The organism is uncultured Lactobacillus sp. (genome assembly GCF_946477725.1).
In the GTDB taxonomy this organism is placed as follows: Bacteria; Bacillota; Bacilli; order Lactobacillales; family Lactobacillaceae; genus Lactobacillus.
Window position 1 is genome coordinate 143,208 of the sequence record NZ_CAMKZC010000002.1, and the last position, 23,963, is coordinate 167,170.

Consider the following 23,963-nt stretch of genomic DNA (forward strand, 5'->3'; position numbering starts at 1 on the left):
ACAATCTTCTCCGATCATTAAAACTTAACGTCCCAAGCTGGTTTACTCATATCACCATAAAACTTCTTGTCTAAGCGCTTAGTTTCAGCTGTTTGATATGCTTTTACCACTGCCTGGTAATCCTTATTCTTTTCCTGACCTTTCTTTGCACAAATGATGTTTACCCATTGCAGAGAATCTTTGTTAACAGGCTCAACAAAAATTGTCTGTTTCTTACCTAAACCGGCAGGACCTGCAAAGTCGTTATTAACAACGGCGGCATCAACTGAATTAATTACTCGACCACATTGATCGGCACTAACTTCTTTAACTTTAATGTTTTTAGAAGTTTTAATTACATCAGCAGCTGAAACTAAAATCTTGCCTTTGCGTAACTTGATCAGACCAGCATTTTTAAGAACGAAAAGTGCGCGAGATTCATTACTTGCATCATTAGGCACAGCTATAGTTGCGCCCTTTGGAATATCACTCAATTTGTGATACTTCTTTGAATATAGTCTAATAGGGTTAATTTCGGTTCTACCAATTGCAACTACACCACCGTGATTTGCTTTGTTCCACGCTTTCAAAAATGCATAGTGTTGAAATGAATTAAGGTCAATATCACCACTTTTAACTGCCTTATTCGGTTGATTATAATCAGTAAAGTTCTTGATCTTAATTGTTACTCCATATTTTTCTTTAGCCAATTTTGCAGCTTTATTCCAAATAATTTGTTTTGGCTTTGTTTCACTAACAATACCTACAGTAACAACGTGATTGCTCTTTTGGTCACCACTTTTTTTACCAAAACTAAACCAGCCGACAGCAATAATTATAATTGCTGCAATCACTCCGATAATTATATTGCGACTCTTTTTTGTCATCAGAAAAACCTCCCAATTTTTCAATAAAAAAAGCACTCTTCCTCAAATAAGGACGAGTGCTTCGTGTTACCACCTTTAATTTGTCTATTACTCACGTAATAAACCTCACCAGCTATCTAGCAATAGCTTGCAATTATAACGGATGCAATTCCGCCACTAGCTAAATATCACCAGCAGTCATCATTTCAAGCCCATATTCACTAAGTCTTGTTAACTGACTCTCACCAAACGTCAGCTCTCTTTATTAACAAAAACTTAGCTACTCTGCTTTTCAAGATGTATTAATTATTTAATTGTTTATTAATTTAACATTGAAAAAATATTCTGTCAACCAAAAAAGTAAATTATTTTTTGGTCGATTGGTATGATTTTATTATTGCGAAAAAATATTGTCCAACAGCAAAAGTGACAACGGCCATGCCAATTACTTGCCACCAATAATTGTGATTAAAATTTTCTGCGAGAAAAAAACTGCTAATTAAGGTCATAATGCAGATTATAAAAACAATCGTTGAAGTAATAACTTGTTTCATGTTATTTCTCCTTTCTCATAAATGTCTGAAATTCATATGAATACAGATTAAGATTATCAGGCTGATGAAATTCTTTTTTGACTAAAATGAAGTCATCATAATCAATTTTTGTCATTGTGACATCAGCTTTAAAGGTTGCTATTATTTCAGTTTTTTCTAAACAATCTACCTGATTTTTTAAAGCGTTAAAAACCGAATTACCACCTATCACACAGAGGTTTTGCTGTTTATGCTCCTTGATCCAGTCCTGTAATTCTTTGACAGATTTAATAATTGAAACCTGGTTATTATTACGATATTTATTTTTTAATGTTAAGCTGGTCGTCAAAACAACGTGTTTGCGCCCAGGTAAAAGATGAGGCAAGCTCATGAAAGTTTTACGACCCATGATAATTGGATGTCCATAAGTGATTTTTTTAAAGTGGTGTAGATCTGCAGGCAGTTTCCAAGGTAAATGTCCATCTATACCAATTTGATGTTTTTGATCTTCTGCCCAAACAAAAGTGATCATTAATTCGCCTCTCTCTTTATTATAGCGCTTTAATTGGCGGATTTCTTAGCATCTGCTTAACTTTACCAATTATTTGGAATTAAATTATACCTTTTTTTATGTGATTTTTACTTATTTTGTTGCTATAGTATTTTAAGTATCTGAATAATTCGTTGGAGGGAAACATGGCTAAAAAAAATCAACTAACTGAAGAAAAATATCATAAAATGAAAGAAACAGAAGCCGATCTTGTACGAGATTTACAAGCAGTTGTTAATGATCCCAAGCAAGAAAAAGTTTTAAGTGCTGCTATTTTTAAAAATCACCAGAAATGGCTGCAGATCATCATGCCAAATTATTCTACCAAAATTCACCTGGCTATTGTTAATGCCTATGAGAATGATACACGCTATCAATCCTATTATGATGATAAAGCCGGTAAAGGTGCAACCAAAATCTTAAGTAAAATTGTGAAAAACCACTTGGAAAAATAAAAGAAGTCTTGTGCAAACAAAACTTCTTTTTTGTTAATGAAACCAGTGAACATGCTTATCGGTAAAAGCAAGTAAATCATTGGTTAAATACAAAATATATGTTAAGAACAATGTGAGATTAGCGTCACCTTGAAAGGCAGTAACTCCCCATAAAATAATTGAAAAAATTCCTTGCACAGTCCAAAAGTAATACTGTTCGCGAAAATGCAACATACAAAGAAGCGAACCGGTAATCCCTATTGCACCCGCAGTTGCATCAATTACAGGACGTGGACTAATAAATATTTTGGTGTCCAGCAGATAAAGTAAAGCTAAAACTATAGTGAAAAAGCTAATTGTCATAAGCCATTTTTTCAGCGTTAAACCATGAATATGTTTTTCCGTATCTTTAGACCATGACGGCAACATTAAGACTGGCAGATCCAATAACAGAATATAAATAGTTTGCAAGATCACGTTAGCGTAATTTTTTGCATACACTGAAATTATAATATAAATTGCAGCAGAAACTAAACCCAAGATGCCGTTAATTTGCCTAGCGTTAGTAATAGCGAGTGTGCACGTAAAGCCCAGAATAGCAGCAATCATCGTTAACAAAGAAATTTGACTGATGGGCGATGCCACAGTAGCACCAATGATAATGCCTATTCCCAACATTAACAATAAATATGTTTTAAAGCTCCAACCCCGCATTTGCTGAATATACCATCTTAATTTAAAGATTTCAGCTCCTGGCTGAATTTTCATTCGACCTTCCTACCTTCTGCTTAAATTTAACAATGAAAAAAACATGTTTTCCATATTATCATAACTTTTAAGCAATTTTAAGAGATTTGACTAGATGGCTAGGCAAATGATTATAGCCTTAGTAATTGGTATTTTGGAGTTTCATTATTTCTGAGCCATTTTTGCTATTGACCATTTTAGGAGAAAAGGCGAGACTACAGTGGTCATAATGATTGCTCCGATTACAGTTGAATAAGCCGCAGGTGCAAGTAAATGGTTGGTTAAGCCCATTTGCGCAACCACAAGAGCCATTTCACCGCGCGAAACCATTCCGGTTCCCACTAGTAATGCACTTGAATTACTAAAACCAGCAATTTTGGCTCCTAAACCAGCTCCCACCAATTTGGAAAAAACACTGCCAATTACTAAGACAAAAAACAAAATAAAGTCATTTAAAATACCTTTAATACTCATGTTTAAGCCAATACTAACAAAAAAGATGGGAATAAAGCTGCTGTAGCCAATTACCGTAAAATTCTTTTTGAGAGTTTTTTGCGCTGAAGTACGATTCAATGCCAGTCCGGCAAAAAAGGCTCCAATCACGTTACTAAGACCCACCTTCTCAGCTCCCCAAGAAGCCATTACTACAATAATCATTGCCACTAGCGTCTCCGGAACCGGTAATGTTAGACGCTGACTTAACATGATCAAACGGGGTATAACGTAAACACTAACAAAAACTAAAAGTATCAGAAATGCTGCTTGGGTCAGTAGGCTTAGAATTAAATCTTTACCCTTATTTAAGCCGGTTTCAGATACACCCGTCAGTCCACTAACAATGCTCAATAGTAGTATTGAGAGCAGATCATCTGCTACTGCAGCGCCCAGAATTGTCATGCCCTCTTTTCCTTCTAAGCGCCCCATTTCTTGCAGAACCGCAACTGAAATCGAAACAGAAGTGGCTGAAAACGTTAAACCTAAAAATAAACTCTCCACTTGAGAAAATGCAAAAAGAATACCAGTGAAATAAGCAATAATAATTGGTACAATCATACCAAATCCAGCCACCAATACACTGGGACGCAGTAACCTTTTCAAAGTTTTTAGATCACTGTCAAGGCCAGCCAAAAACATTAAAAAAATCACCCCAATATCGGATAATACTTTTATAATTTCTGTAGGTTGCACAAGATTAAGAACTGCAGGACCAACTATTATTCCAGCCAGCAATTCACCAACAACTGTCGGCAATTTTAATCTGGCACTAAATTGTCCTCCAATTAACGTGGCTAATAAAATAACGCTCAGCATACCTAAAAATCTCATTTGCACTCCCACTTTCTCCAGCAAAAAAAGGCCTTCACAAATTGCTTTGGCAACCCAAACCAAAGAACAATTCTTGAAAGCCTTAAACTCCAACCAAAATATTTATAATATTAATATTCTACCATTTTTAACTTAAATTTTCTAAATTAAGCGTAGGACTGCTAAAGATATTATGCCTACAATTACAATCACTAGCAAAGATTTACTAATAATTGCTGCTACCACAGTTGGTACCGAAGCAATTAAATAATCTACTCTTACCTTGGGTAATTGCCCTGGTTGAGCTATGAATATATTGCCAAACCACATAGTTGACCTGATGGCTCATTTACTTTTATGAGACATGGTGAAATCAATTCCGCGGTCTTTAAAAACTTGTTTTGCAACAGTAATTGCATTCAGGACTTTAGGAAATCCGACATAGGGAATAGTTTGAATAAAGGTTTCAATTATTTCTTCAGGCGTTAAGCCAACATTTAAAGCGCCATTAATATGAACATTCAATTGTGGTTCAGTGTCACCCTGCGTCAACAAAGTTGTGATGGTAATCATTTCTCTTTGCTTCAAATCTAAAACTTTCCGGTCATAGATGTCACCGAAAGCAAATTCAATAATGTAGCGCCCCACATCTTCTGATAAGCCAGCAAGTGAGTCAATAACTGACTGGCCTCCTTCCCTATCAACTTTCTCTAAATTTTCCAGACCCTTTTGATAGCGTTCATCGTTTGTCATAGTTTTCTCCTTTTCATTTTGTTTTTTGATATTTAATAAATTTCAGAATAATTGCTGGAGTATAGTCCATGTCAACTATTTTTTTAAAATTTGGAAGAAATAAAATATGACGATATACTATTTACTGAAATTAAAATTATTTTTGAAAGGAAATTCGATGAAGTATTCAATTGGTCAGTTTTCTGAACTAAGTGGTTTTTCAATTGACACATTACGCTATTATGAAAAGCAAAAATTACTTTTTCCGAAGCGAGATGAGAACAATCGCCGGGTTTATAGCGAAAAAGATGTAGCTTGGATCAGCTTTATCTCACGGTTAAAAAAGACAGGCATGAGCATTAGAGAAATGCAAAAATATGCCAAATTACGTTATGCGGGCGATCAAACTATCCCCGAAAGATTAGTTTTATTATTTAATCAATTAGATAATCTACATGAAGAAGAAAAGAAAATTGAAGATAATATTGAGTTTGTAGAACAAAAAATCAAAACCTACCTCAAGACAATTGGAGATTTAAAAGAATAAGAGTGGGATTTTCATGAATTTCAATCTTATTTAGCTAATTTAGAAATAAAAATATGACCTCCGAAATTGTCTTAATTTCGGTGATCATATCGGTCTATGATCCGTTTTTAAATTAAAATTTCTAAATTAAACGCAGAACCGCTAGGGAAATCATTCCCACTATCACAATGACTAATAGTGATTTACTAATAACTGCGGCAACAAAGGTTGGCAAGGATGCCAGAACATACTGCCAATTAAATTTAGGTAAATGACCCGGCCTAGCGATAATTAAATTACTAAACCAGAGTGCAGCCATAATTACTATGGGAACAAAAGAGAAAAATTCAACCAACTTTGGCGGCAAAGAGAATTTTTTTAATAAAACAAATGGTATCACTCTTGAAAGTAAAGTGGTCACTCCGCAAAAAACTATCGTTATTAAAATATATTTAGAAGAAGACATGTTTGAGCACCATTCCTAAACTGCAGCCGATCAAAGTAACAACTATTACTACTAAATTAGCGGGCAAAACAATGGTCAATAAGTAGGTCAACGCAAAAGATATTAATACAACAATTATCTGTAATATCTTATTAAGATTTTTGTCACCCAGCACTTGTAAATAAAGTAGACCAATAAACATTGCTACAATGGCAAAATCCAGTCCTAACTTTTTAGGATCTGTAATAAAACCGCCTAATATTGCACCGAGGAGTGTTCCAGCTTGCCAAGTTAAATAAGAAATAATATTGACAGTATTAAACCAGGTAAAGTTTAACTTACCTTTTGTGTAATTTATTTTATTCATACTAAGAGCAAAACTCTCATCAGTGAGAAAAGTTCCTATCAGGATATTTCTTTTTAAATTTTCTTGTTTTAAGTAGCCTGCGACAGTTGTGCTCATCAGGATTACTCGTGAATTAACTAAAAAAGCCGCTAATACAATTGAGGCTATAGGGCTGCCGGCAACCAGCATATTGAGAGTTGTCAGCTGAACCGATCCAGCGTAAATAATAAGGGACATTAAAGATACTTCGATGGTAGAAAAGCCACTTGCCTTACCGATAATTCCAAAAGCTACACTGATACCAATGTAGCCAAATATAGTAGGAAGTGCTTCTTTAATTGCTGCTTTTTTAGTTAGGTAACCGTCCATTGCTGCACCCTTTTCTGCAAGCTGTCTAAATAAAATATTAATTAAATTAATTTTAAATTAATTTGTAGTTTAACATTTATTATTATTTTTTACAACATTATCTTTTTCATTGCACGATAATTAAAAAATGCAGAATACTGACTATTAACAAGTTTTATGGATAAACAACAAGTTGAAAAAAATTTTAGATAAGGTATAATGTTATTCGTTACGGAGAGTTGGCAGAGTGGTAATGCACCGGACTCGAAATCCGGCGAACCAAGTTTTTCCTTGGCGCGCAGGTTCAAATCCTGTACTCTCCTTTTATTTTGCTCTGTAATTGCTGCTATTACAGACTTTTATACGGAAAAAGTATTCAAAAGGTGTCCAAGTTCTAATTTAAAAAAATAAAGTCTTTTTTCAAATCCTTCTGAAAAAGAGCAAATGAATAGAATCAAGCTTTATAACCAAATCTGTTTTCGGTATTAAAAAAAAGCCAGCGAAAGAAATTACTTTTACTGGCTTCTCTTTGTATCAGCGTCACAACTGTTAAAATTATCCAAACTTAGTCTTATAATTAAAAGACTCTGACTTTATGTAAATATTTGTATTGCAATCCTAGGCCAAATATTGCAACCAATGCTCCTAACAAGTTTGCTGCTAACCAATTGATTGAATTGCCCGTGAGCAGACACACTGCAACCCATGGTGCAACAATAATCAGATAGCCGCGGGCAGCCGTCATTAATAAAGTACCCCACTTAAATCCTTTACTTATATTATTTGTAACAACTTTATTGTGTAAAAATCTTTGAAATAGAACTGTACCCACTATTATTAAAATAGTAATTAAAACAAATTGCCAAGCTTCAAATTTAACTAAGATGAATTCTTTATAAGAAAAATGATTTGCCAAAAGCGCAAAACCACACGCAATATCAAAGAAAAAGCCCTGGCTGACATAACCCTTTTTGCAACTATTAACACTAAAGTCAATAGCATTTTTGCAGGTCTTTCCTAGTGATACCTTTTGCCTGTCAATGACTTGATGATTAGTCAGGTAATGATACTGACAAGTTATTCCAATCAAAGCCGTAAATAAGCCAACTAGCAAAGAAATAAAGAGGTTAAATCTTCCCTGAGTATGCATACTAAGAGCTAGTAATGGTGCGTTCCCTATTACAAAAGATCTCACTCCGGTTGATATCAAACTAGTATTTACGAAAAACGATGTCATTTTTTGGGAATTAACCTTGTGTCGCAAGAAGTTTTGGTAACGAATTACGCTAATGATTGCAACAATAGCTAACAATACAAATAGCCAGTCAAACCAAATAACAGAAAATAAAAGTGTAAAAAGATAAAGGGTGCCATAAATAACGAGATCACCAAGATGGTTAGTAGAATTATCAGCTAAAGCAAAGCTATGTTCATGGTGAGCAATATCACGTATAGCTTCACCGACAGTCTCTTGCTTAGAAGTGTGATTATTATTCATTTTTTCCTCCTAAATTACGCCCTAACTTGATAAGAATAATTTTAAGTTGGTTTTAATTAAAGTCAAGCTTTCTTTTAAAAATAATTACCTTGCTAGAACTTATCTTAGCGAAAATTATAATTCTGAATCTCCTTTAAATTACAATTCTTAAGTTTTACTCAAGAGTAGATTTTAATTTTTATGCTTTGCCCCGTTGCTGTTAAAATACAAGCGAATATAAATTATAGGTAGGGATGTGTTTTGAATATTAATTTTTGGATATCTTTATTATCTGCTCTAATACTAATACTACTTATCTTTAATGTCAGAAATTCACGGCGTTTTAATCTATTCGATCACTGGCTGCATCACAAACTGATTAGAAGACGTGATGGCATTGGTTGGCAAATAATTGCATTTATTAACGACCCAAAACTGCTGGTTGTTTTGGATGTATTTCTGGCAAGTTTTTTAATTAGCAATAATGAAAATTTGCTTGCCTTCTGGGCCTTATTTACATTAGGCTTTACCGATTTAATCGGGATTTTTTTGAAAAAGTGGATGCGCAGAAAACGTCCAATTCTGCACTCAGATTTAGAAGATGGCTATAGTTTCCCAAGTGGTCACGTTTTAGGAAGTACCGTCATGGCTTTAATTATCTGGCATCTTTTTGCAGGACAACTGGGAAACAGGCTGCTTTGGATTTTGCTGATAATTTGGCTGATGGTGGTCATTTCCCGTATTAGCCTTAAAGCCCATTTCCCATCAGACATTATCGGAGCAACATCGCTTGCAGTCTTCTGTTTTAGCATTTCGCAACAATTATTACTAATGATTATTTAAAAAACAGCTCTCACCTAAAAAAGTTAGAGCTGTTTTTTCATACTAAATTATTTCTATCTTATACAAAAGAGAAGCGAACCATTTTCTATTGAAAAATCACAAATCATCAAAGCCTATCATTAAACTTCCCTCTTCGGCATAAAAGGTACAAAGCCCTCTCATTGAACGAATTACTATTTCTGCTTGAGGGTAACTTGCTAAAATTTTTTCTTTTAACGTTTGGGCATCTTTTTCATTTTTACAATGATCTATAATCAATCGCCCACCTTTGTATTTCATTTCGGCCATTAATTTAAGAATTTCTTTAAAAGCACGCTTTATCCCTCTAACTTTTGATAATGGCTCTAATTTACCCTCATCACTGGCGGTGCCAACCACATCAATATTTAAAACTTTTGCTACTTTGGCAACAGCCATGTTTATCCGCCCATTTAGGGCTAAGTTATGGAGTGACTTTAATACAACAAGTAAATGTGTATGTGTCTTGTAATCTGAAATTTTTTGCTCTAAATCTACAAAACGAGTCTTACTATTAACTAATCGTTTAATTTCCCGTAAAATAACTGAAATTTCCGGTCCGGCCGTTCTGGAATCAACTACAAGTACGTGACTTCCTGGATGATCTTTTTCATAAATTTGTTTTGCCTGAAATGCAGAGGAGAAGCTTCCGCTTAAACCGCTGGTAATCGTCATAATGATTGCTAAGTCTGATCCCCTTAAAGCATTTAGCCATTGATTGATACTAGGGCAAGATGTTTTGCCTTCTTCAGTGTTTTTCTCCATACTAGCAATAAAACTATCTATATCAAGATTTTCGTCATCAACAAAATCTTGTCCAGCAATGGTCATTGTTAGAGGTACGACAGTTAAATCATCATTCATTCTATCGTTTGAACCAGAGTCGATTATTAACTTTACTTTATCCATTTTTTATTATCCTTATAGAAATAAACTATCCTTTTTAAAAAATATATAGCTAAATCATAAATCAAACCTGCAAAAAAAGCGACAAAAATATTTTTAATATTTTTTAACATTAGAAATCGTTTACAAATGTTTACATAATCACAAACTTAGGCTAAAATTTGTGATGTAGATATGGAGCTTATGCTCCACTAATGTATGTACTTACACAAAATAGTACAGCATTTATTATTTAGGAGGTTTTTAGATGTTAAAATCAGTCATTGAAAATGTTCATGCACTGGAAATCTATGATTCACGTGGTAACCCAACTGTTGAGGCTTTTGTGACCTTATCAAATGGTGTCGTTGGTAAAGCTGAGGTTCCATCAGGTGCTTCAACTGGTGAAAATGAAGCAGTTGAATTACGTGATGGTGGCAGCCGTGTAGGCGGTAAAGGTGTTTCCAAAGCCGTTGAAAACGTAAATACTAAAATTGCTGATGCTTTAAAGGGTTTGGATCCACACGATCAGGCAAACATTGACCGCGTAATGATTGAATTAGATGGTACCCCTAACAAAGCTAAGCTTGGTGCTAACGCCATTTTAGGTGTATCTATGGCTACTGCAGCTGCTGCCGCAAAAGACAGCCACCAACCTTTGTACAGATACCTCGGCGGCACTGATCTTGAAATGCCTCAAACTTTCCACAACGTTATTAACGGTGGTGAGCATGCTGACAACGGTATTGACGTTCAAGAATTCATGATCACTCCAGTTAAGAAGACTTCTTTCCGTGATGGTTTTGAAAAGATCGTTAACACTTACCATACTTTGAAGAAAGTTCTTGAAGATATGGGTTACGAAACTGGCCTTGGTGATGAAGGTGGTTTTGCTCCTAACATGAAGAACTCTGAAGAAGCTTTACAAGCTTTACACGACGCTATCGTTAAGGCTGGTTACAAGCCTGGTGAAGACATTGCCATAGCTTGTGACTGTGCTGCTTCTTACTTCTACAACAAAGAAGACGGCAAGTACCACTTCGAAGGTAAAGTATTTAACGATGAAGAATTAGCTCAATACTACGACAAGTTACTTGACGAATTCCCAGAGTTAATCTCAATTGAAGACCCATACGATGAAAATGATGTTGACGGCATGATTAAATTTACTCAAAGCCACAAAGACAGAATTCAAATTGTTTTGGATGACTTCATTTGTACCAACCCTAAGCTTTTGACTAAAGCTATTAAGGAAGGTGCAGGTAACGCTTCATTGATTAAGTTAAACCAAATTGGTACTGTTACTGAAACTTTGGAAACTATTCGTCTCTCACGTAAGAATGGTTACAACACCATGATTTCTCACCGTTCAGGTGAAACTGGTGACACATTTATCGCTGACTTTGCCGTTGCCGTTAACGGTGGTCAATTGAAGACTGGTGCTCCAGCTCGTTCAGAGCGTGTTGAAAAGTACAACCGTTTACTTGAAATCGAAGAAGAACTTGGCGAAGGCGAGCGTTTAGCTACTTTCCCAGACAGCGTTGATAAAGATTAATTTATCAATTTAAAAAAGTCTGCAATGATTGCAGACTTTTTCTGTGCCTTTTTTAGCTGATAACAAAGTGATTACTCATTATCTTGTTTAATTGCTTTTAGGTAAGTGGTTTTAGAAATATAGTCAATCTTTCTAACATACTGCCCTTTGTGGTCAATTCTTATATATTGCCTACCTGGTTCATAGCCGCCCACTCTCTTGATTTTATATGGCAATTTTTTACCAGTTTCTGGATTTATTGCTTGAACATTTAGATACTCTTGAGTATTACCCGGAACTTTCGCATAACTTATAGCTTCGTCAATTGTGGGATCTGCTCTATCAGTCCATGAATTATGGTTTAAAGGAATTTGGTTAGTGATAATTAAAAAACAAACATATATTGGTACTAACATTTTTTCAAACATGGTATTTCCTTTCTGCTTGCCTAAACCTATACTTTTGGTTCGATTTTTAGAACTTCTATTTATTTACAACTTTTGAAAATTTTTTTAGAAACATATTGAATTTCCTTAACATACTGGCCTCTATAATCAATTATTATATCTTCCTAACCTGGTTATTTTATAGGGATGCTTAACTTCCAGTTTGAATCGTATGCTCGCACGTTATAATATTGTTGAACATTTTGCGGTCCTTGAGCATAACTTTTGGTTTCCGGAAGCGCAGGGTTAAAGTAATCCAAAATTTCATTATGAATAAAAAAGGAAAACAAAAGAAAGCTGTAATTGTTAGCAATGAAACTAAAAGTATCTTTTTAAAGGACATGGGACTCACCTGATTAAATTAGGTATAACTGCATACATCCGACAGACTTGGGAATAATTATAATTGTTTAAGAGAAGTGTACTAATACACTACTATACCTAGTGTACACTATTTTGGGATTTTTTAAAACAAAATTGGGTATAAATTTATAGCAAAAGCGGTCTTTTTATGCTACTTTAATTAAAGTATTAAAACTAAGGAAGTAAAATTATGTCAGAAAAAATCACTGGTTTAACTCAGGCCCAAGCAGATAAACTTTTGCAAAAAAATGGCTTAAATGAGGTACCGGAACCCCAGTTCAATTTTTTTAAAGAGTTTTTATCCAAGTTGTGGAATTTATCAGCCTGGATTCTCGAAGCTGCCCTACTTTTGGAATGTGTTTTGGGCAAATGGATACAATCTCTATTCGTTCTTTTAATGCTTCTTTTCGCTGCTTGGAACGGGGCTTCCAAGAAAAAGCAGTCAAGACGCGTTTTAAATAATATCTCGCACAAATTGACTCCTACTATTTCTGTTCAAAGGGATGGTCAATGGCAAAATATTGACTCTAAATATTTAGTCCCAGGAGATTTAATCAGTATGCAAGGTGGAGATGTTTTGGCGGCTGATGTAAAACTAATTGATGGTCAAGTTTCTACCGATGAGAGCTCAATTACTGGTGAAGCCAGAACAGTTCGGAAAAATCCCCAAGATACAGCCTACGCCGGTACTACCGTTACGGAAGGCAACGGCCTTGCAGTTGTTACGGCTACCGGAGCTAATTCACGGTCTGGTAAAACAATTAATTTAATTAATAATTCCGCTGCCCCGGGTCACTTGCAACAATTACTTACTAAAATCATTTACTATTTGTGTATTCTTGACGGTATTTTAACTTTAATAATTATCATTGCTTCTTTCTTCAAAGGAGGAGACATTAATAATCTCATAAATATGTTGCCATTTTTGGCAATGATGTTTATAGCTTCCATTCCAGTTGCCATGCCCTCAACGTTTGCACTTTCCAATTCATTTGAAGCTACTCGTCTTAGCAAAGAAGGAGTGTTAACTTCAGATTTAACCGGAATTCAAGATGCCGCAAACCTTAATCTAATTTTACTTGATAAAACTGGCACTATTACCGAAAATAAAACAGCAGTTGGTCAATGGACAAATTTCAGCTCATTTAGTGATAAAGAAGCCCTTGAATTAGCTTCAGCAGCTACAGATCAAAGAAATAAAAAGCTAATAGACACTGCGATTGCTGAATACATAAAAAAGCAGGGCCTAACTGTCAAATCAGGTTCGGACTTTACTCCTTTTACATCTAGTACTGGCTATTCTATGGCAAATTGTAACGGTCATAATATTAAACTTGGCTCTTTTAAGCAACTATCATTAATTGATAGAAATGCGAACGAAAAAGCTAAGGAAGTTGATTTTAGTGCCGGTCGTTCAGTCGCTTTATTAATTGATGATAAATTAGCCGGTGTTTTCATCTTGCAAGATATGGTGAGATCTGATTCTAAAGAAGCCTTAGGTGAACTCAAAAAACGTGGCGTGAAGCCGATTATGTTAACTGGCGATAACCAAAAAACTGCTGTTGCAGTTGCTAAACAGGTTGATCTGCAAGGTGAAGTAATTTCTATTCATGATTTTACTGATCAAACTGATACCAGTAAACTGGCTGGAATTGCAGATGTTTTACCAGAAGATAAATTGCGCATGGTTAAATTCTTTCAAAAACAAGGCTATATTGTGGGGATGACGGGTGACGGTGTGAATGACTCGCCAGCCTTAAAACAAGCAGAGGTTGGAATTGCCGTTTCGAATGCGGCAGATGTCGCAAAAAGATCTGGCAAAATGGTTCTTTTAAATGATGGCTTATCTTCGATAGTAAAAATACTTGATGCTGGACACAGAGTTTATCAAAGAATGACGACTTGGTCCTTAACCAAACTAGCCAGAACTGCACAACTAACCATGCTCTTGACCTTTGGTTATTTATTCTTCAATTATATTCCGATGGCACTAAACGCCATGGTTATTTATACAATCATGAATAATATGGTTACGATGATGATCGGTACTGACAGAACTCATATCACCTATAAACCTGAAAATTGGAACATGGCTAAATTGGCTAAAATTGCTTTTTCATTGGCTTTCGGCTGGACTGTAATTGGAATAGCAGGTATTGCTTATCTCAATACTCATGGCTGGAGTCACGGCACAATATCAACAATGGTTTATGTTTATTTAGTTTTAAGTGCAATGTTCATTGTCCTAATCACCAGAACTAAAAAGTTTTTCTGGCAGGATTATCCTTCTAAAGCTGTTGGCTTAACTCAATTAGGTGATGTACTCTTAACCGTAATATTAGCTTTACTGGGAATTGCTATGACGAAAATTAGCTGGACTAATTTGCTACTCACTTTCGCTGTTGCCCTAGTGGCTGCCATACTGATTGATATCTTTTACCAACCAATTATGAAGAATCGCTAATTAAATAAAAGCAAAGAAAAACCTGGTGATGGAAAAACTCCATTATCAGGTTTTTAGTTTTGAATAGATTGTTATTGTGATATTTGATAACAATTTTTTCTTTTATTTAAGTAGTTCATAAACATATGAGGTTTCATTTGGTCGGTAAGCGCCATGCAAATAACCTACTTTAGAAAAACCCATCTTTGCAATCAAATGTTGCATGGCTTTATTGTCTTCGTGAGTATCAATTCTGATTGAGTCAATATCGTCCCTGTTGTTTTTGATATCATTGATAACAGCCTGTAACAGCTTGGTAGCATAGCCCTTACCAGAATGCTGAGAATGAATTGCCACGCGGTGAATAACCACATATTTATTAGTATCAGTCAACCATTTGCCATCCAAATGATCATAAACATGGTCTGGTCCGTCCACTATGGCAATAGCACCAACTGTTTCCTGGTCTTCAGAAACAGCTAAAAAGGCCCAGCCGTTTTCAATATCTTCTTTAATTTGTGCTTTTGACGGATAATCTCCTTGCCACTGATCAACACCACGTTCAGCCAGCTGATTGGCTCCGTCTTTTAAAATAGCGATAATTCGGTCAAAATCGGCCATTGTTGCTCTTCTTAATTGCAAATTATTCTATTCTCCTTTTTTAAAAATACTGTATCATTATATATACTTGACTTTGTCTTGTAAAAAATTTGCACTCAAAAAGAGCATAAAAGTTTTTATATTTCGGAAATCGCTTTCAGTAAAATCCAAGTTTTGCGCAATAATTTATTTTAGTCATGAAAAAAGTGCCCTTAATAGTTGACTCTATTGTCTAACTATTAAGAACACTTAAGATAAAAGCAGTATTTAATTACAAATCACGGATTTACCCTAAATTTCTAACTTTTGGTGATTTTAAGCACCATGATATTTAACGAGTGAAAATACGTCAAGTCCTGGTAATTTTTCTTTTCCCTTCAAATCTGGTAATTCAATATAAAAAGCTGAACCCACTAATTCTCCACCAAGATTTTCAACCAACTCTTTACATGCCCTTAAAGTTCCTGCAGTAGCAAGTAAATCATCACAGATTACTACACGCTGACCAGGTTTAATGGCATCTTTATGAATTTCCAAGCTGTTTGAACCGTATTCCAGATCATATGAAGCCCTTTCGACTTCCCGCGGTAACTTGTGCGGCTTTCTAGCTGGAACAAAACCAATACCCAATTCTGTAGCTACAGGGCAGCCAACAATAAAGCCACGGGCCTCCGGACCAACAATTAAATCAGCATTTTTACTTTTAACGTATTCAGCTAGCTTATGAGTAGCTGCTTGAAACAACTTGCCATCCTGTAGAACAGGGGTAATGTCACGAAAGATAATACCCTTATTAGGGAAATCCTTAACACTTGCAATATGTTTCTCAAAATCGTTTGCCATAAGAAGAAAAAACCTCCAAAACTTAACTTTCTTGCTAAAGCTTACTCGACCTTAATATTCTAACAGATTTTGAACTTAAAAGCATTAAATACGTGAAAAATTAATGTTGCTTTAATTGCTCATTCACGTACATTAATAATTTTTGACTTGGCATCTGTCTTAAATCAGTTATAAATTTAATTTGGGAATTAGTTGCCCTAAAATAATTAGAATCTGTTAATTTTCTTTCTATGGGATTCGCGACACCAAATATTCTGTCATCTTCTAATTTGATAAATTTTAGTTCAAAAAATACCCGCAAAATGAAAAGAATATTATCATAAGCGATTTGTAAAAATAAACCTACCGTGCGATAATCTGCTACAGCCAAACCAGGGTGAGAATACACGTATTTTAGCAGTCTCACAAAATCAACTTTTGGCGGGAGCCGCTTAACAGGCAATTGATCCATAATAAAGCGCAAATAAAGTTGTTCATAATTATAAGTTAAAGCCAAATTAAGTTCCTGCTGATTACGGGGAGCATCAAGAAAAGCAGCTACTTCACCCTCATTGTTATAATCATTTACCAATGTAATTTTAGCCGGATCAATATCATATAGGCTAGAGGCAGTATTTTTATTTCTTTTATCAAAAATCAAATACCTATCGGCAAATCCCATTATGTATTTTTCATCCCGCAAATCAATAACAGGTGCAGGAACTACTAATTTTGGCGCAGCAAAAATAATGCCTTTTATTATTCCTTGCAGTTTTACCTGATTACGGTAACAATTTTCCTGCAGCTGAATAAATATTTGATCTACATATGGTAAGAGGATCTTGGTCAAATATTTTTTGTTGAAGCCGACAACATCAATATTTTTATTATTTTTTCCAATATTTAACTTAATATGATTCTTTTCTTTTCCCATGTAAAAGCAACTATTTATTGCTGGATGCAATATGCTGAAAACAGGAGCCACATTATCGCTGCCAAAAGGCCCCGCCTTTTTAATGTCAGTAATTATTTTCAAGTCAAGATTAGAAAATGGTAATTCACAATCATAATAGCGAATATTTTGATTATAAATTCCTTTAAAACTTTTCTCGAAAGTGGCGCGCAATGAAGAAATCTTGTCTTCTGTCATTGACAGACCACAGGCAAAGTCATGACCGCCAAATTTGAGAAAAAGCTCATTCTTTAAAGGTTCTAAGGCATTAAAAAGATTAAAGCCGTCAACAGACCTCCCAGAACCTTTTATGATTCCCTGGTCATTTTTAGTCAGTACTATAGTTGGTTTGTGAGTTTTTTCTACCAGTTTATTGGCGACTAATCCTAAAATTCCTTCATGAAACTTAGGATCATATAAAACTAATGTTTTATTTCTTTCCCAACCGCTAGTTTTAATTTGACTAAGACAGGAATTGTAAACTTTACTAGTTAAATTTTTGCGTTTAGCGTTTAATTCTTCAATTTTATCTGCAATTTTTTCTGCTTCATCATCAGTTTCACACAAGAGAAGGTCCACAGCTAAACTGGCATTATCCAGTCTGCCAACTGCATTAAGTCTTGGCGCAATATTAAAGCCGACATCATTTTCGTCTATGTGTCCCATTTGCAAACCGGCTTTTTTTATTAGGGCTCTCAAACCTGGTCGCTCAGTTTCGTTGAGCATTTTGAGGCCCCGCTTGACGATAATGTGACCTTCTCCTGAGACTTTAACCATATCGCCAATTGTCCCAATCATTGCCAGCTCCAGTAATTCTGGCATTGAATCCTGCATCAAGGCCCGGCTAATTGTATAGGCTACTCCAGCGCCACAGTAATCATCAAACGGATATTTTTGCCCGGGGTAATTACAATGAACTATAGCATAACTTTCAGGCACTTTATCTTGAAAGTTATGGTGATCAGTAATTATTGTATCAACGCCCATACTTTTAGCATAGTCTACTTCTTCAACGCCCGTAACACCATTATCAACAGTAATAATTAGTTTTGTACCATCTGCTGTAATTTTCTTGTAAGCGGCAAGATTTGGTCCGTAGCCATCTTTAAAACGATCAGGAATGAAGAAATGGACATCAGCTCCTAAAATTCCCAGCGTTTCCATCATGATACAGGTAGCAGTAATGCCATCGGCATCATAATCACCATAAATAGTAATTTTTTCACCTGCATCAATTGCCTGATTAATCCTTGTAACAGCTTTTTGCATATCATGCATTAAATAAGGATCTGCTAAATCATCTTCAGTTGCATTAAACCAAAATGCAAGTTTTGCATCAGTATTTATTCCGCGCAAAGAAAGCAGCTTAGCCGTAATCGGACTAAGCTGATACTTTTCAATCAATTCTGGAGCTAATTCTTCACCCTTACGCTCGCGCCATTCAATCATTAATTTAATTCAGCCTTTTTATTTTTTCTACTATTTAGAATTTAAGTCATCATCATTCATTTTTAAAACTGCCATAAAAGCATCTTGAGGAATTTCAACATGACCTACTGCTTTCATCCGCTTTTTACCCCTCTTTTGCTTTTCTAGTAATTTAGCTCTTCTATCAGGGTCTCCCGTATGAATCTTCCAAGTTACATCCTTGCGGTATGGCTTAACAGTGGCACGCGAAATTATTTTAGCACCAATTGCTCCCTGAATATCAACCTCAAAGTTTTGCCGCGGAATTAATTTCTTAAGCATCGAGGTCATTTGTCTTGCTCTATTTTGCGCTTCATCACGATGAGCAATGAAACTAAGAGCATCAACAACTTGTTTATTCAACAGAATGTCAATTTTAACCAAATCAGTTGCACGGTAACCAGTAATTTCGTAATCAAGAGAAGCATAACCTTTAGTAGAAGACTTCAAATCGTCGAAAAAGTCATAAATAATTTCAGCCAATGGCATATTATAGATAACATTAACACGATACTTGTCTAAATAATCCATTGTCACAAATTCACCACGTTTGCGCTGACAGAGTTCCATTACTGGACCGACAAAATCATTAGGAACCATTACTTCTGCTTTGACAAAAGGTTCTTGCACTTCTTTATATTCACCAGCAGATGGTAAATCTGAAGGATTATCAATTACTTTTGTGGAACCATCATTCATAATTGCGTGATAATCAACAGAAGGGGCAGTCATGATCAAGTCCAAATCAAATTCCTGCTCCAGTCTTTCTTGAACTACATCCATATGGAGCAAGCCTAAAAAACCGCAACGAAAGCCAAAGCCCAGAGCAGTCGAAGTTTCGGGTTCAAATTCTAAAGCAGCATCATTTAGCTGCAATTTTTGCAAAGCTTCTTTAAGATCATCATATTTAGAGTTGTCAACTGGATACATACCTGAATATACCATTGGTGGTATTTGGCGATAGCCTGGTAATGGTTCTGCTGTCGGGTGTTCCGCTTTAGTGATAGTATCACCGACACGAGTTTCACGAACAGATTTAATGTTGGCAGTTAAATACCCAACATCCCCCGCAATTAAAATATCTTTTTTAACTGGATGTGGACTGGAAACACCCACTTCAGTTACTTCGTATTCTTTACCCGTATTCATGATTTTTATTTTATCGCCAGGCTTAACAGTGCCCTCTTCAATTCTGACAGAGAGAACTACTCCGCGATAGTCATCATATTTAGAATCGAAAATTAATGCTTTAAGTGGGTCTTGCAAATTACCTTGTGGTGCTGGAATATCTTTTACAATCCGTTCAAGTAGTTCTTTAATACCCTGACCTGTTTTACCAGAAACTTCAACAGCATCAGATGCATCTAGTCCCAACATTTCAGTAATTTCTTCTTTAGCCTGCTCCGGATTAGCAGATGGTAAATCAATCTTGTTTATTACAGGCAAGATTTCGAGATCATCATCAATTGCCAAGTATGTATTTGCCAGAGTCTGAGCTTGCACACCTTGTGAAGCGTCGACTACTAAGAGTGCACCTTCACACGCGGCCAAAGAACGTGAAACTTCGTATGAAAAATCTACGTGTCCCGGTGTATCAATTAAGTGAAAAATATAATCCTCACCATCGTTGGCATGGTACTTAATTTCGACCGAGTTCATCTTAATGGTAATACCGCGTTGGCGCTCAAGCGGCATGTCGTCTAACATCTGATTCTTCAATTGGCGTTCAGATACTGTATCTGTCAACTCTAAAATGCGGTCCGCAATCGTTGATTTTCCATGATCAATATGAGCAACAATGGAAAAATTGCGAATGTGTTTTTGATAATCTTGTAATTTTTTTATATCCATAAATATTTTGCACCCTTTACTCTATCTTTATTATTATAGCAAATTCAAGAGACTGTATAAAACTAAATAAGAAACATGCCAAAATTAAAGAGCTAATTCCTTGATATTTTAGGAATCAGCTCTTGTTCAAATTGCTAAAAATATTAATAATACTTGACTAAACCGTGTTTATCAGGTTTTCCATTTTTTGCAAAAAGTTCCATATACTGATGAAATTCTTTTTTTGCCCATTGAGGTGCATCCGCCAATATAGTTATCCCGGTATCATTTTTATTCCAATATTTATAACTCTTAGGATATTCTAACATTGCAATTTTTCTTTTTATCAAAAAGATCTGATCAGTTAAGTCATGATAACTTGATTATCACTGTAATTTTTCTTTTAGTCTTTCAAAAAAACCTTTTTCTTGCGGTGTTATTGACCCACCACCTGCTTTGACAAAATCAATTAGAGCCTGTTTTTGCTTCTCATTAATTGATTTTGGAATTTGAACTTGAACGGTGGTAATCTGATCGCCGTTACCGTTGCCACGCAAATACGGAACACCTTCACCGTGTATGGTAAATTCCTTATTTGGTTGAGTACCTGCAGGAATCTTTAGCTTCTTTTCGCCATGTACTGTTTTAACATTAATCTCATCGCCTAACGTTGCCTGGGCAAATGAAATTGGAACAGTCGTATAAATAGTGGTACCTTTACGCTCAAATTCCTTTGATGGTTTAATCCGATAGCTGATGTACAAATCACCGTAAGGCCCACCATTTTTACCAGCTTCGCCTTGACCTTCATAACGCAATTGCTGACCATTATCTATTCCGGCAGGAATATTGACTTCAATGGTATTCTTACCGTCAATTACGCCATTACCATGACAAGTCTGACAAGGATGTTCAATAATTACACCTTTTCCATGACACTTATCACAAACAGCTTGCTGTCGAATCACACCTATCAGAGATTTTTGAGTTATGGTCATATAGCCTGAGCCATGACATTTATCACAAGTTATAGGATGTGTGCCTTTTTCAGCACCATTGCCCCCACAAGTTGGGCAGGTTTCACTCCGAGTATACGAAACTTGTGTTTTCTTACCCGTAATTGCATCCATAAAATCAATAGACAACGTATAATCTAAGTCTTCACCGCGAGTTGGCGCTGTGGGATTTACATGATGTTGACTCTCACCAGTGGCACCACCGAAGAAATCATTAAATATATCGCCAAAATCACCGAAGCCACCAAAGTCACCGTATCCTTGACCAGCACCACCGAAACCTCCTTGACCATTGACTCCGGCAGAACCAAATTGATCATATTGGGCTCTTTTTTGCTTGTCATGTAATACTTCATAGGCTTCGTTAACCTTTTTATATTTTTCCTCAGCACCAGGCTCATGGTTTAAATCGGGGTGATACTTCTTGGCAAGTTTTCGATAAGCAGAGGTAATTTCTTTATCACTGGCATTGCGATCTACTCCCAGCACTTCATAATAATCTTCTTGTGCCATCTATAAGCTCCTTAACTTTACAAAAGAAAAGAACTACTTTTCCTGGCAGTTCTTTTCTAATTTATTCAATTATAAACCCTTTACTTATCTGGGTCTACCTTATGGAATTCACCTTCACCCGCTGAACCATTATTACCATCTTGTGAACCAGGATTTTGTGGTCCGGCTTGAGGTCCAGCTTGTCCTTGTGCACCTTGAGCTCCACCATTAGCTTGGTACAATTTGACTGCTAAGTCTTGTGCAACCTTGGATAATTCATCTTTCTTAGCTTTCATTTCATCCAAATTGTTGTCTTTTTGAGCTTTCTTTAAAGCATCAAGTGCATCTTGTACTTTCTTGGTGTCGTCATCAGATACTTTGCCTTTGACATCTTTCAAGGTCTTTTCAGTGGAGAAGATTAATTGATCAACTTCATTACGTAAGTCAACTTCTTCTTTCTTCTTCTTATCCTCTTCAGCATGTTCTTCCGCTTCTTTTTGCATCTTCTTAATTTCTTCATCAGATAAGCCGGATGAACTCTTGATAGTAATCTTTTGTTCTTTTCCAGTTCCCATATCCTTAGCAGAAACATTAACGATACCATTCTTGTCAATATCAAAAGTAACTTGAATTTGTGGTACACCACGAGGGGCTGCAGGAATATCAGTTAATTCAAACCGTCCTAAAGTCTTGTCATCAGCAGCCATTGGGCGTTCACCTTGCAAAACGTGAACGTCAACAGCCGGTTGATTATCTGCAGCAGTTGAGAAAATCTGGCTCTTTGAAGTTGGAATAGTTGTATTCTTTTCAATAAGTTTGGTAAATACACCACCCATTGTTTCAATACCAAGTGATAATGGAGTTACATCAAGTAAGACAACATCCTTAACGTCACCTGAAATGACACCACCTTGAATAGCAGCACCTAAAGCAACAGCTTCGTCTGGGTTAATTGAGTGATCAGGTTCTTTACCGGCCCACTTCTTAACTGCATCCTGTACAGCAGGAATTCGGGTAGAACCACCATTTAAAATGACTTTGTCAATGTCATTAACTGTTAAATCAGCATCTTTTAAAGCATTATCAAATGGAATCTTAGTCTTTTCAACTAAATCAGCAGTCAGTTCGTCGAATTTTGCCCGTGTTAAATCGGCTTCAAGGTGTAATGGGCCAGATTCTCCTGCAGAAATAAACGGCAGTGAAATATGGGTTGCTGACACACCAGACAAATCTTTCTTCGCCTTTTCGGCAGCATCCTTTAATCTTTGCAAAGCCATCTTATCTTTTGAAAGGTCAACGCCATTTTCATCTTTAAAGTTCTTAATCAGCCAATCAATAATCTTATTATCAAAATCATCACCACCAAGGTGGGTATCACCATTAGTTGACAATACTTGAAAGACGCCATCACCTAACTGCAGTACGGAAACATCGAAAGTACCACCACCAAGGTCGTAAACTAAGACTTTTTCATCTTCTGCGTCCTTGTCCAAACCATAAGCAAGTGAAGATGCAGTAGGTTCATTAATAATTCTCTTAACATCTAAACCAGCTATTTTACCAGCATCTTTGGTAGCTTGGCGTTGAGCATCATTAAAGTATGCAGGTACGGTAATAACAGCATCGGTTACTTTCTCGCCTAAATAATCTTCAGAGAATTTCTTGATGTACTGCAAGATCATTGCTGAAATTTCCTGTGGTGTATAAGCTTTATCACCAATTTTAACCTTGTAATCAGTTTCACCCACGTGACGTTTAATAGAAGAAATAGTATTAGGATTGGTAATTGCTTGTCTCTTAGCAACTTCACCAACTTGGATTTCTCCGTCTTTAAAAGCAACTACTGAAGGAGTAGTACGATTTCCTTCTGGGTTAGTAATAATTTTTGGCTCTTTACCCTCCAAAACAGCAACTGCTGAGTTAGTAGTTCCGAGGTCAATTCCGATAACTTTTGACATTGATAT

24 protein-coding genes, 1 tRNA gene and 1 other annotated feature are annotated in these 23,963 nt (G+C 35.8%); of the genes, 6 read left to right on the forward strand and 19 right to left on the reverse strand.

Annotated features, from left to right (window positions below; genetic code table 11):
- Window positions 1-17: 17 nt before the first annotated feature.
- The 3 genes from Q0R51_RS01980 to Q0R51_RS01990 all read right to left on the reverse strand — a co-directional run bounded on the left by Q0R51_RS01980 (window position 18) and on the right by Q0R51_RS01990 (window position 1,910).
- Window positions 18-869 carry a MetQ/NlpA family ABC transporter substrate-binding protein gene (locus tag Q0R51_RS01980; protein WP_294756402.1) on the reverse strand — a complete coding sequence of 284 codons (852 nt, stop codon included), beginning with the start codon at window positions 867-869 and terminating at the stop codon, window positions 18-20.
- Window positions 870-911: 42 nt separating this feature from the next.
- Window positions 912-1,150 (reverse strand) — a binding site (T-box leader).
- Window positions 1,151-1,210: 60 nt separating this feature from the next.
- On the reverse strand, window positions 1,211-1,399 hold the full coding sequence (locus Q0R51_RS01985; RefSeq protein WP_122037646.1) for a hypothetical protein: 189 nt from the start codon (window positions 1,397-1,399) through the stop codon (window positions 1,211-1,213).
- A gap of 1 nt (window position 1,400) precedes the next feature.
- On the reverse strand, window positions 1,401-1,910 hold the full coding sequence (locus Q0R51_RS01990; RefSeq protein ID WP_294756309.1) for a dihydrofolate reductase: 510 nt from the start codon (window positions 1,908-1,910) through the stop codon (window positions 1,401-1,403).
- 164 nt (window positions 1,911-2,074) lie between these two features.
- Here Q0R51_RS01990 and Q0R51_RS01995 point away from each other — a divergent pair, with 164 nt between their 5' ends.
- Window positions 2,075-2,383 carry a TipAS antibiotic-recognition domain-containing protein gene (locus Q0R51_RS01995; RefSeq protein ID WP_367178602.1) on the forward strand — a complete coding sequence of 103 codons (309 nt, stop codon included), beginning with the start codon at window positions 2,075-2,077 and terminating at the stop codon, window positions 2,381-2,383.
- A gap of 33 nt (window positions 2,384-2,416) precedes the next feature.
- Here the strand turns inward: Q0R51_RS01995 and pnuC are convergent, their stop codons facing one another.
- The 4 genes from pnuC to Q0R51_RS02015 all read right to left on the reverse strand — a co-directional run bounded on the left by pnuC (window position 2,417) and on the right by Q0R51_RS02015 (window position 5,167).
- Complete coding sequence (pnuC, locus tag Q0R51_RS02000; RefSeq protein WP_294756313.1) at window positions 2,417-3,130, reverse strand: nicotinamide riboside transporter PnuC; 714 nt, start codon at window positions 3,128-3,130, stop codon at window positions 2,417-2,419.
- A 144-nt stretch (window positions 3,131-3,274) separates the two neighbouring features.
- On the reverse strand, window positions 3,275-4,435 hold the full coding sequence (locus Q0R51_RS02005; protein ID WP_294756314.1) for a cation:proton antiporter: 1,161 nt from the start codon (window positions 4,433-4,435) through the stop codon (window positions 3,275-3,277).
- Window positions 4,436-4,576: 141 nt separating this feature from the next.
- Entirely contained in the window at window positions 4,577-4,744 is a 168-nt protein-coding gene (locus Q0R51_RS02010) for an AzlD domain-containing protein (RefSeq protein ID WP_294756316.1), read from the reverse strand.
- Between the two features lie 15 nt (window positions 4,745-4,759).
- Complete coding sequence (locus tag Q0R51_RS02015) at window positions 4,760-5,167, reverse strand: carboxymuconolactone decarboxylase family protein (protein ID WP_294756318.1); 408 nt, start codon at window positions 5,165-5,167, stop codon at window positions 4,760-4,762.
- 157 nt (window positions 5,168-5,324) lie between these two features.
- On the opposite strand from Q0R51_RS02015, the gene Q0R51_RS02020 reads away from it, so the two are divergent.
- A complete protein-coding gene (locus Q0R51_RS02020; RefSeq protein ID WP_046324932.1) occupies window positions 5,325-5,693 on the forward strand; it encodes a MerR family transcriptional regulator in 369 nt (122 codons plus the stop codon).
- Window positions 5,694-5,814: 121 nt separating this feature from the next.
- On the opposite strand, the gene Q0R51_RS02025 is transcribed toward Q0R51_RS02020, so the two are convergent.
- A complete protein-coding gene (locus Q0R51_RS02025; RefSeq protein ID WP_294756319.1) occupies window positions 5,815-6,138 on the reverse strand; it encodes an AzlD domain-containing protein in 324 nt (107 codons plus the stop codon).
- A complete protein-coding gene (locus Q0R51_RS02030; RefSeq protein ID WP_294756321.1) occupies window positions 6,125-6,832 on the reverse strand; it encodes an AzlC family ABC transporter permease in 708 nt (235 codons plus the stop codon). Before Q0R51_RS02030 ends, Q0R51_RS02025 begins: the two co-directional genes overlap by 14 nt.
- A gap of 212 nt (window positions 6,833-7,044) precedes the next feature.
- Here Q0R51_RS02030 and Q0R51_RS02035 point away from each other — a divergent pair.
- A tRNA-Ser gene (locus tag Q0R51_RS02035) sits at window positions 7,045-7,134 on the forward strand.
- Between the two features lie 254 nt (window positions 7,135-7,388).
- On the opposite strand, the gene Q0R51_RS02040 is transcribed toward Q0R51_RS02035, so the two are convergent.
- Window positions 7,389-8,309, reverse strand: coding sequence for a hypothetical protein (locus tag Q0R51_RS02040; protein ID WP_294756323.1), 921 nt, complete (start codon window positions 8,307-8,309; stop codon window positions 7,389-7,391).
- A 240-nt stretch (window positions 8,310-8,549) separates the two neighbouring features.
- On the opposite strand from Q0R51_RS02040, the gene Q0R51_RS02045 reads away from it, so the two are divergent.
- Complete coding sequence (locus Q0R51_RS02045; RefSeq protein ID WP_187157516.1) at window positions 8,550-9,131, forward strand: phosphatase PAP2 family protein; 582 nt, start codon at window positions 8,550-8,552, stop codon at window positions 9,129-9,131.
- A gap of 96 nt (window positions 9,132-9,227) precedes the next feature.
- Here the strand turns inward: Q0R51_RS02045 and Q0R51_RS02050 are convergent, their stop codons facing one another.
- A complete protein-coding gene (locus Q0R51_RS02050) occupies window positions 9,228-10,058 on the reverse strand; it encodes a DegV family protein (RefSeq protein ID WP_294756324.1) in 831 nt (276 codons plus the stop codon).
- 244 nt (window positions 10,059-10,302) lie between these two features.
- On the opposite strand from Q0R51_RS02050, the gene eno reads away from it, so the two are divergent.
- Window positions 10,303-11,589: a phosphopyruvate hydratase gene (gene eno / locus Q0R51_RS02055; RefSeq protein ID WP_110446171.1), complete on the forward strand. Its 1,287-nt coding sequence runs from the start codon at window positions 10,303-10,305 to the stop codon at window positions 11,587-11,589.
- 71 nt (window positions 11,590-11,660) lie between these two features.
- Here eno and Q0R51_RS02060 read toward each other — a convergent pair whose 3' ends face one another.
- Entirely contained in the window at window positions 11,661-11,996 is a 336-nt protein-coding gene (locus Q0R51_RS02060) for a hypothetical protein (RefSeq protein WP_294756326.1), read from the reverse strand.
- Window positions 11,997-12,567: 571 nt separating this feature from the next.
- On the opposite strand from Q0R51_RS02060, the gene Q0R51_RS02065 reads away from it, so the two are divergent.
- Window positions 12,568-14,841 (forward strand): HAD-IC family P-type ATPase, encoded by a 2,274-nt coding sequence (locus Q0R51_RS02065; protein WP_294756327.1) that lies wholly within the window; start codon window positions 12,568-12,570, stop codon window positions 14,839-14,841.
- A 102-nt stretch (window positions 14,842-14,943) separates the two neighbouring features.
- Here Q0R51_RS02065 and Q0R51_RS02070 read toward each other — a convergent pair whose 3' ends face one another.
- From Q0R51_RS02070 to dnaK, 7 genes are all read right to left on the reverse strand, one after another.
- On the reverse strand, window positions 14,944-15,462 hold the full coding sequence (locus Q0R51_RS02070) for a GNAT family N-acetyltransferase (protein WP_294756328.1): 519 nt from the start codon (window positions 15,460-15,462) through the stop codon (window positions 14,944-14,946).
- Between the two features lie 273 nt (window positions 15,463-15,735).
- The gene (locus Q0R51_RS02075) at window positions 15,736-16,263 is read right to left on the reverse strand and encodes an adenine phosphoribosyltransferase (RefSeq protein WP_265666653.1); all 528 of its coding nucleotides are present in this window, start codon (window positions 16,261-16,263) and stop codon (window positions 15,736-15,738) included.
- Between the two features lie 100 nt (window positions 16,264-16,363).
- Window positions 16,364-18,640: a single-stranded-DNA-specific exonuclease RecJ gene (gene recJ, locus Q0R51_RS02080; protein ID WP_294756403.1), complete on the reverse strand. Its 2,277-nt coding sequence runs from the start codon at window positions 18,638-18,640 to the stop codon at window positions 16,364-16,366.
- Window positions 18,641-18,673: 33 nt separating this feature from the next.
- On the reverse strand, window positions 18,674-20,512 hold the full coding sequence (gene lepA, locus Q0R51_RS02085) for a translation elongation factor 4 (RefSeq protein ID WP_294756330.1): 1,839 nt from the start codon (window positions 20,510-20,512) through the stop codon (window positions 18,674-18,676).
- 143 nt (window positions 20,513-20,655) lie between these two features.
- The gene (locus tag Q0R51_RS02090) at window positions 20,656-20,820 is read right to left on the reverse strand and encodes a hypothetical protein (protein ID WP_294756331.1); all 165 of its coding nucleotides are present in this window, start codon (window positions 20,818-20,820) and stop codon (window positions 20,656-20,658) included.
- Between the two features lie 57 nt (window positions 20,821-20,877).
- The gene (dnaJ, locus tag Q0R51_RS02095) at window positions 20,878-22,020 is read right to left on the reverse strand and encodes a molecular chaperone DnaJ (protein WP_294756332.1); all 1,143 of its coding nucleotides are present in this window, start codon (window positions 22,018-22,020) and stop codon (window positions 20,878-20,880) included.
- Between the two features lie 80 nt (window positions 22,021-22,100).
- Window positions 22,101-23,957, reverse strand: coding sequence for a molecular chaperone DnaK (gene dnaK / locus Q0R51_RS02100; protein WP_294756334.1), 1,857 nt, complete (start codon window positions 23,955-23,957; stop codon window positions 22,101-22,103).
- Window positions 23,958-23,963: the final 6 nt, after the last annotated feature.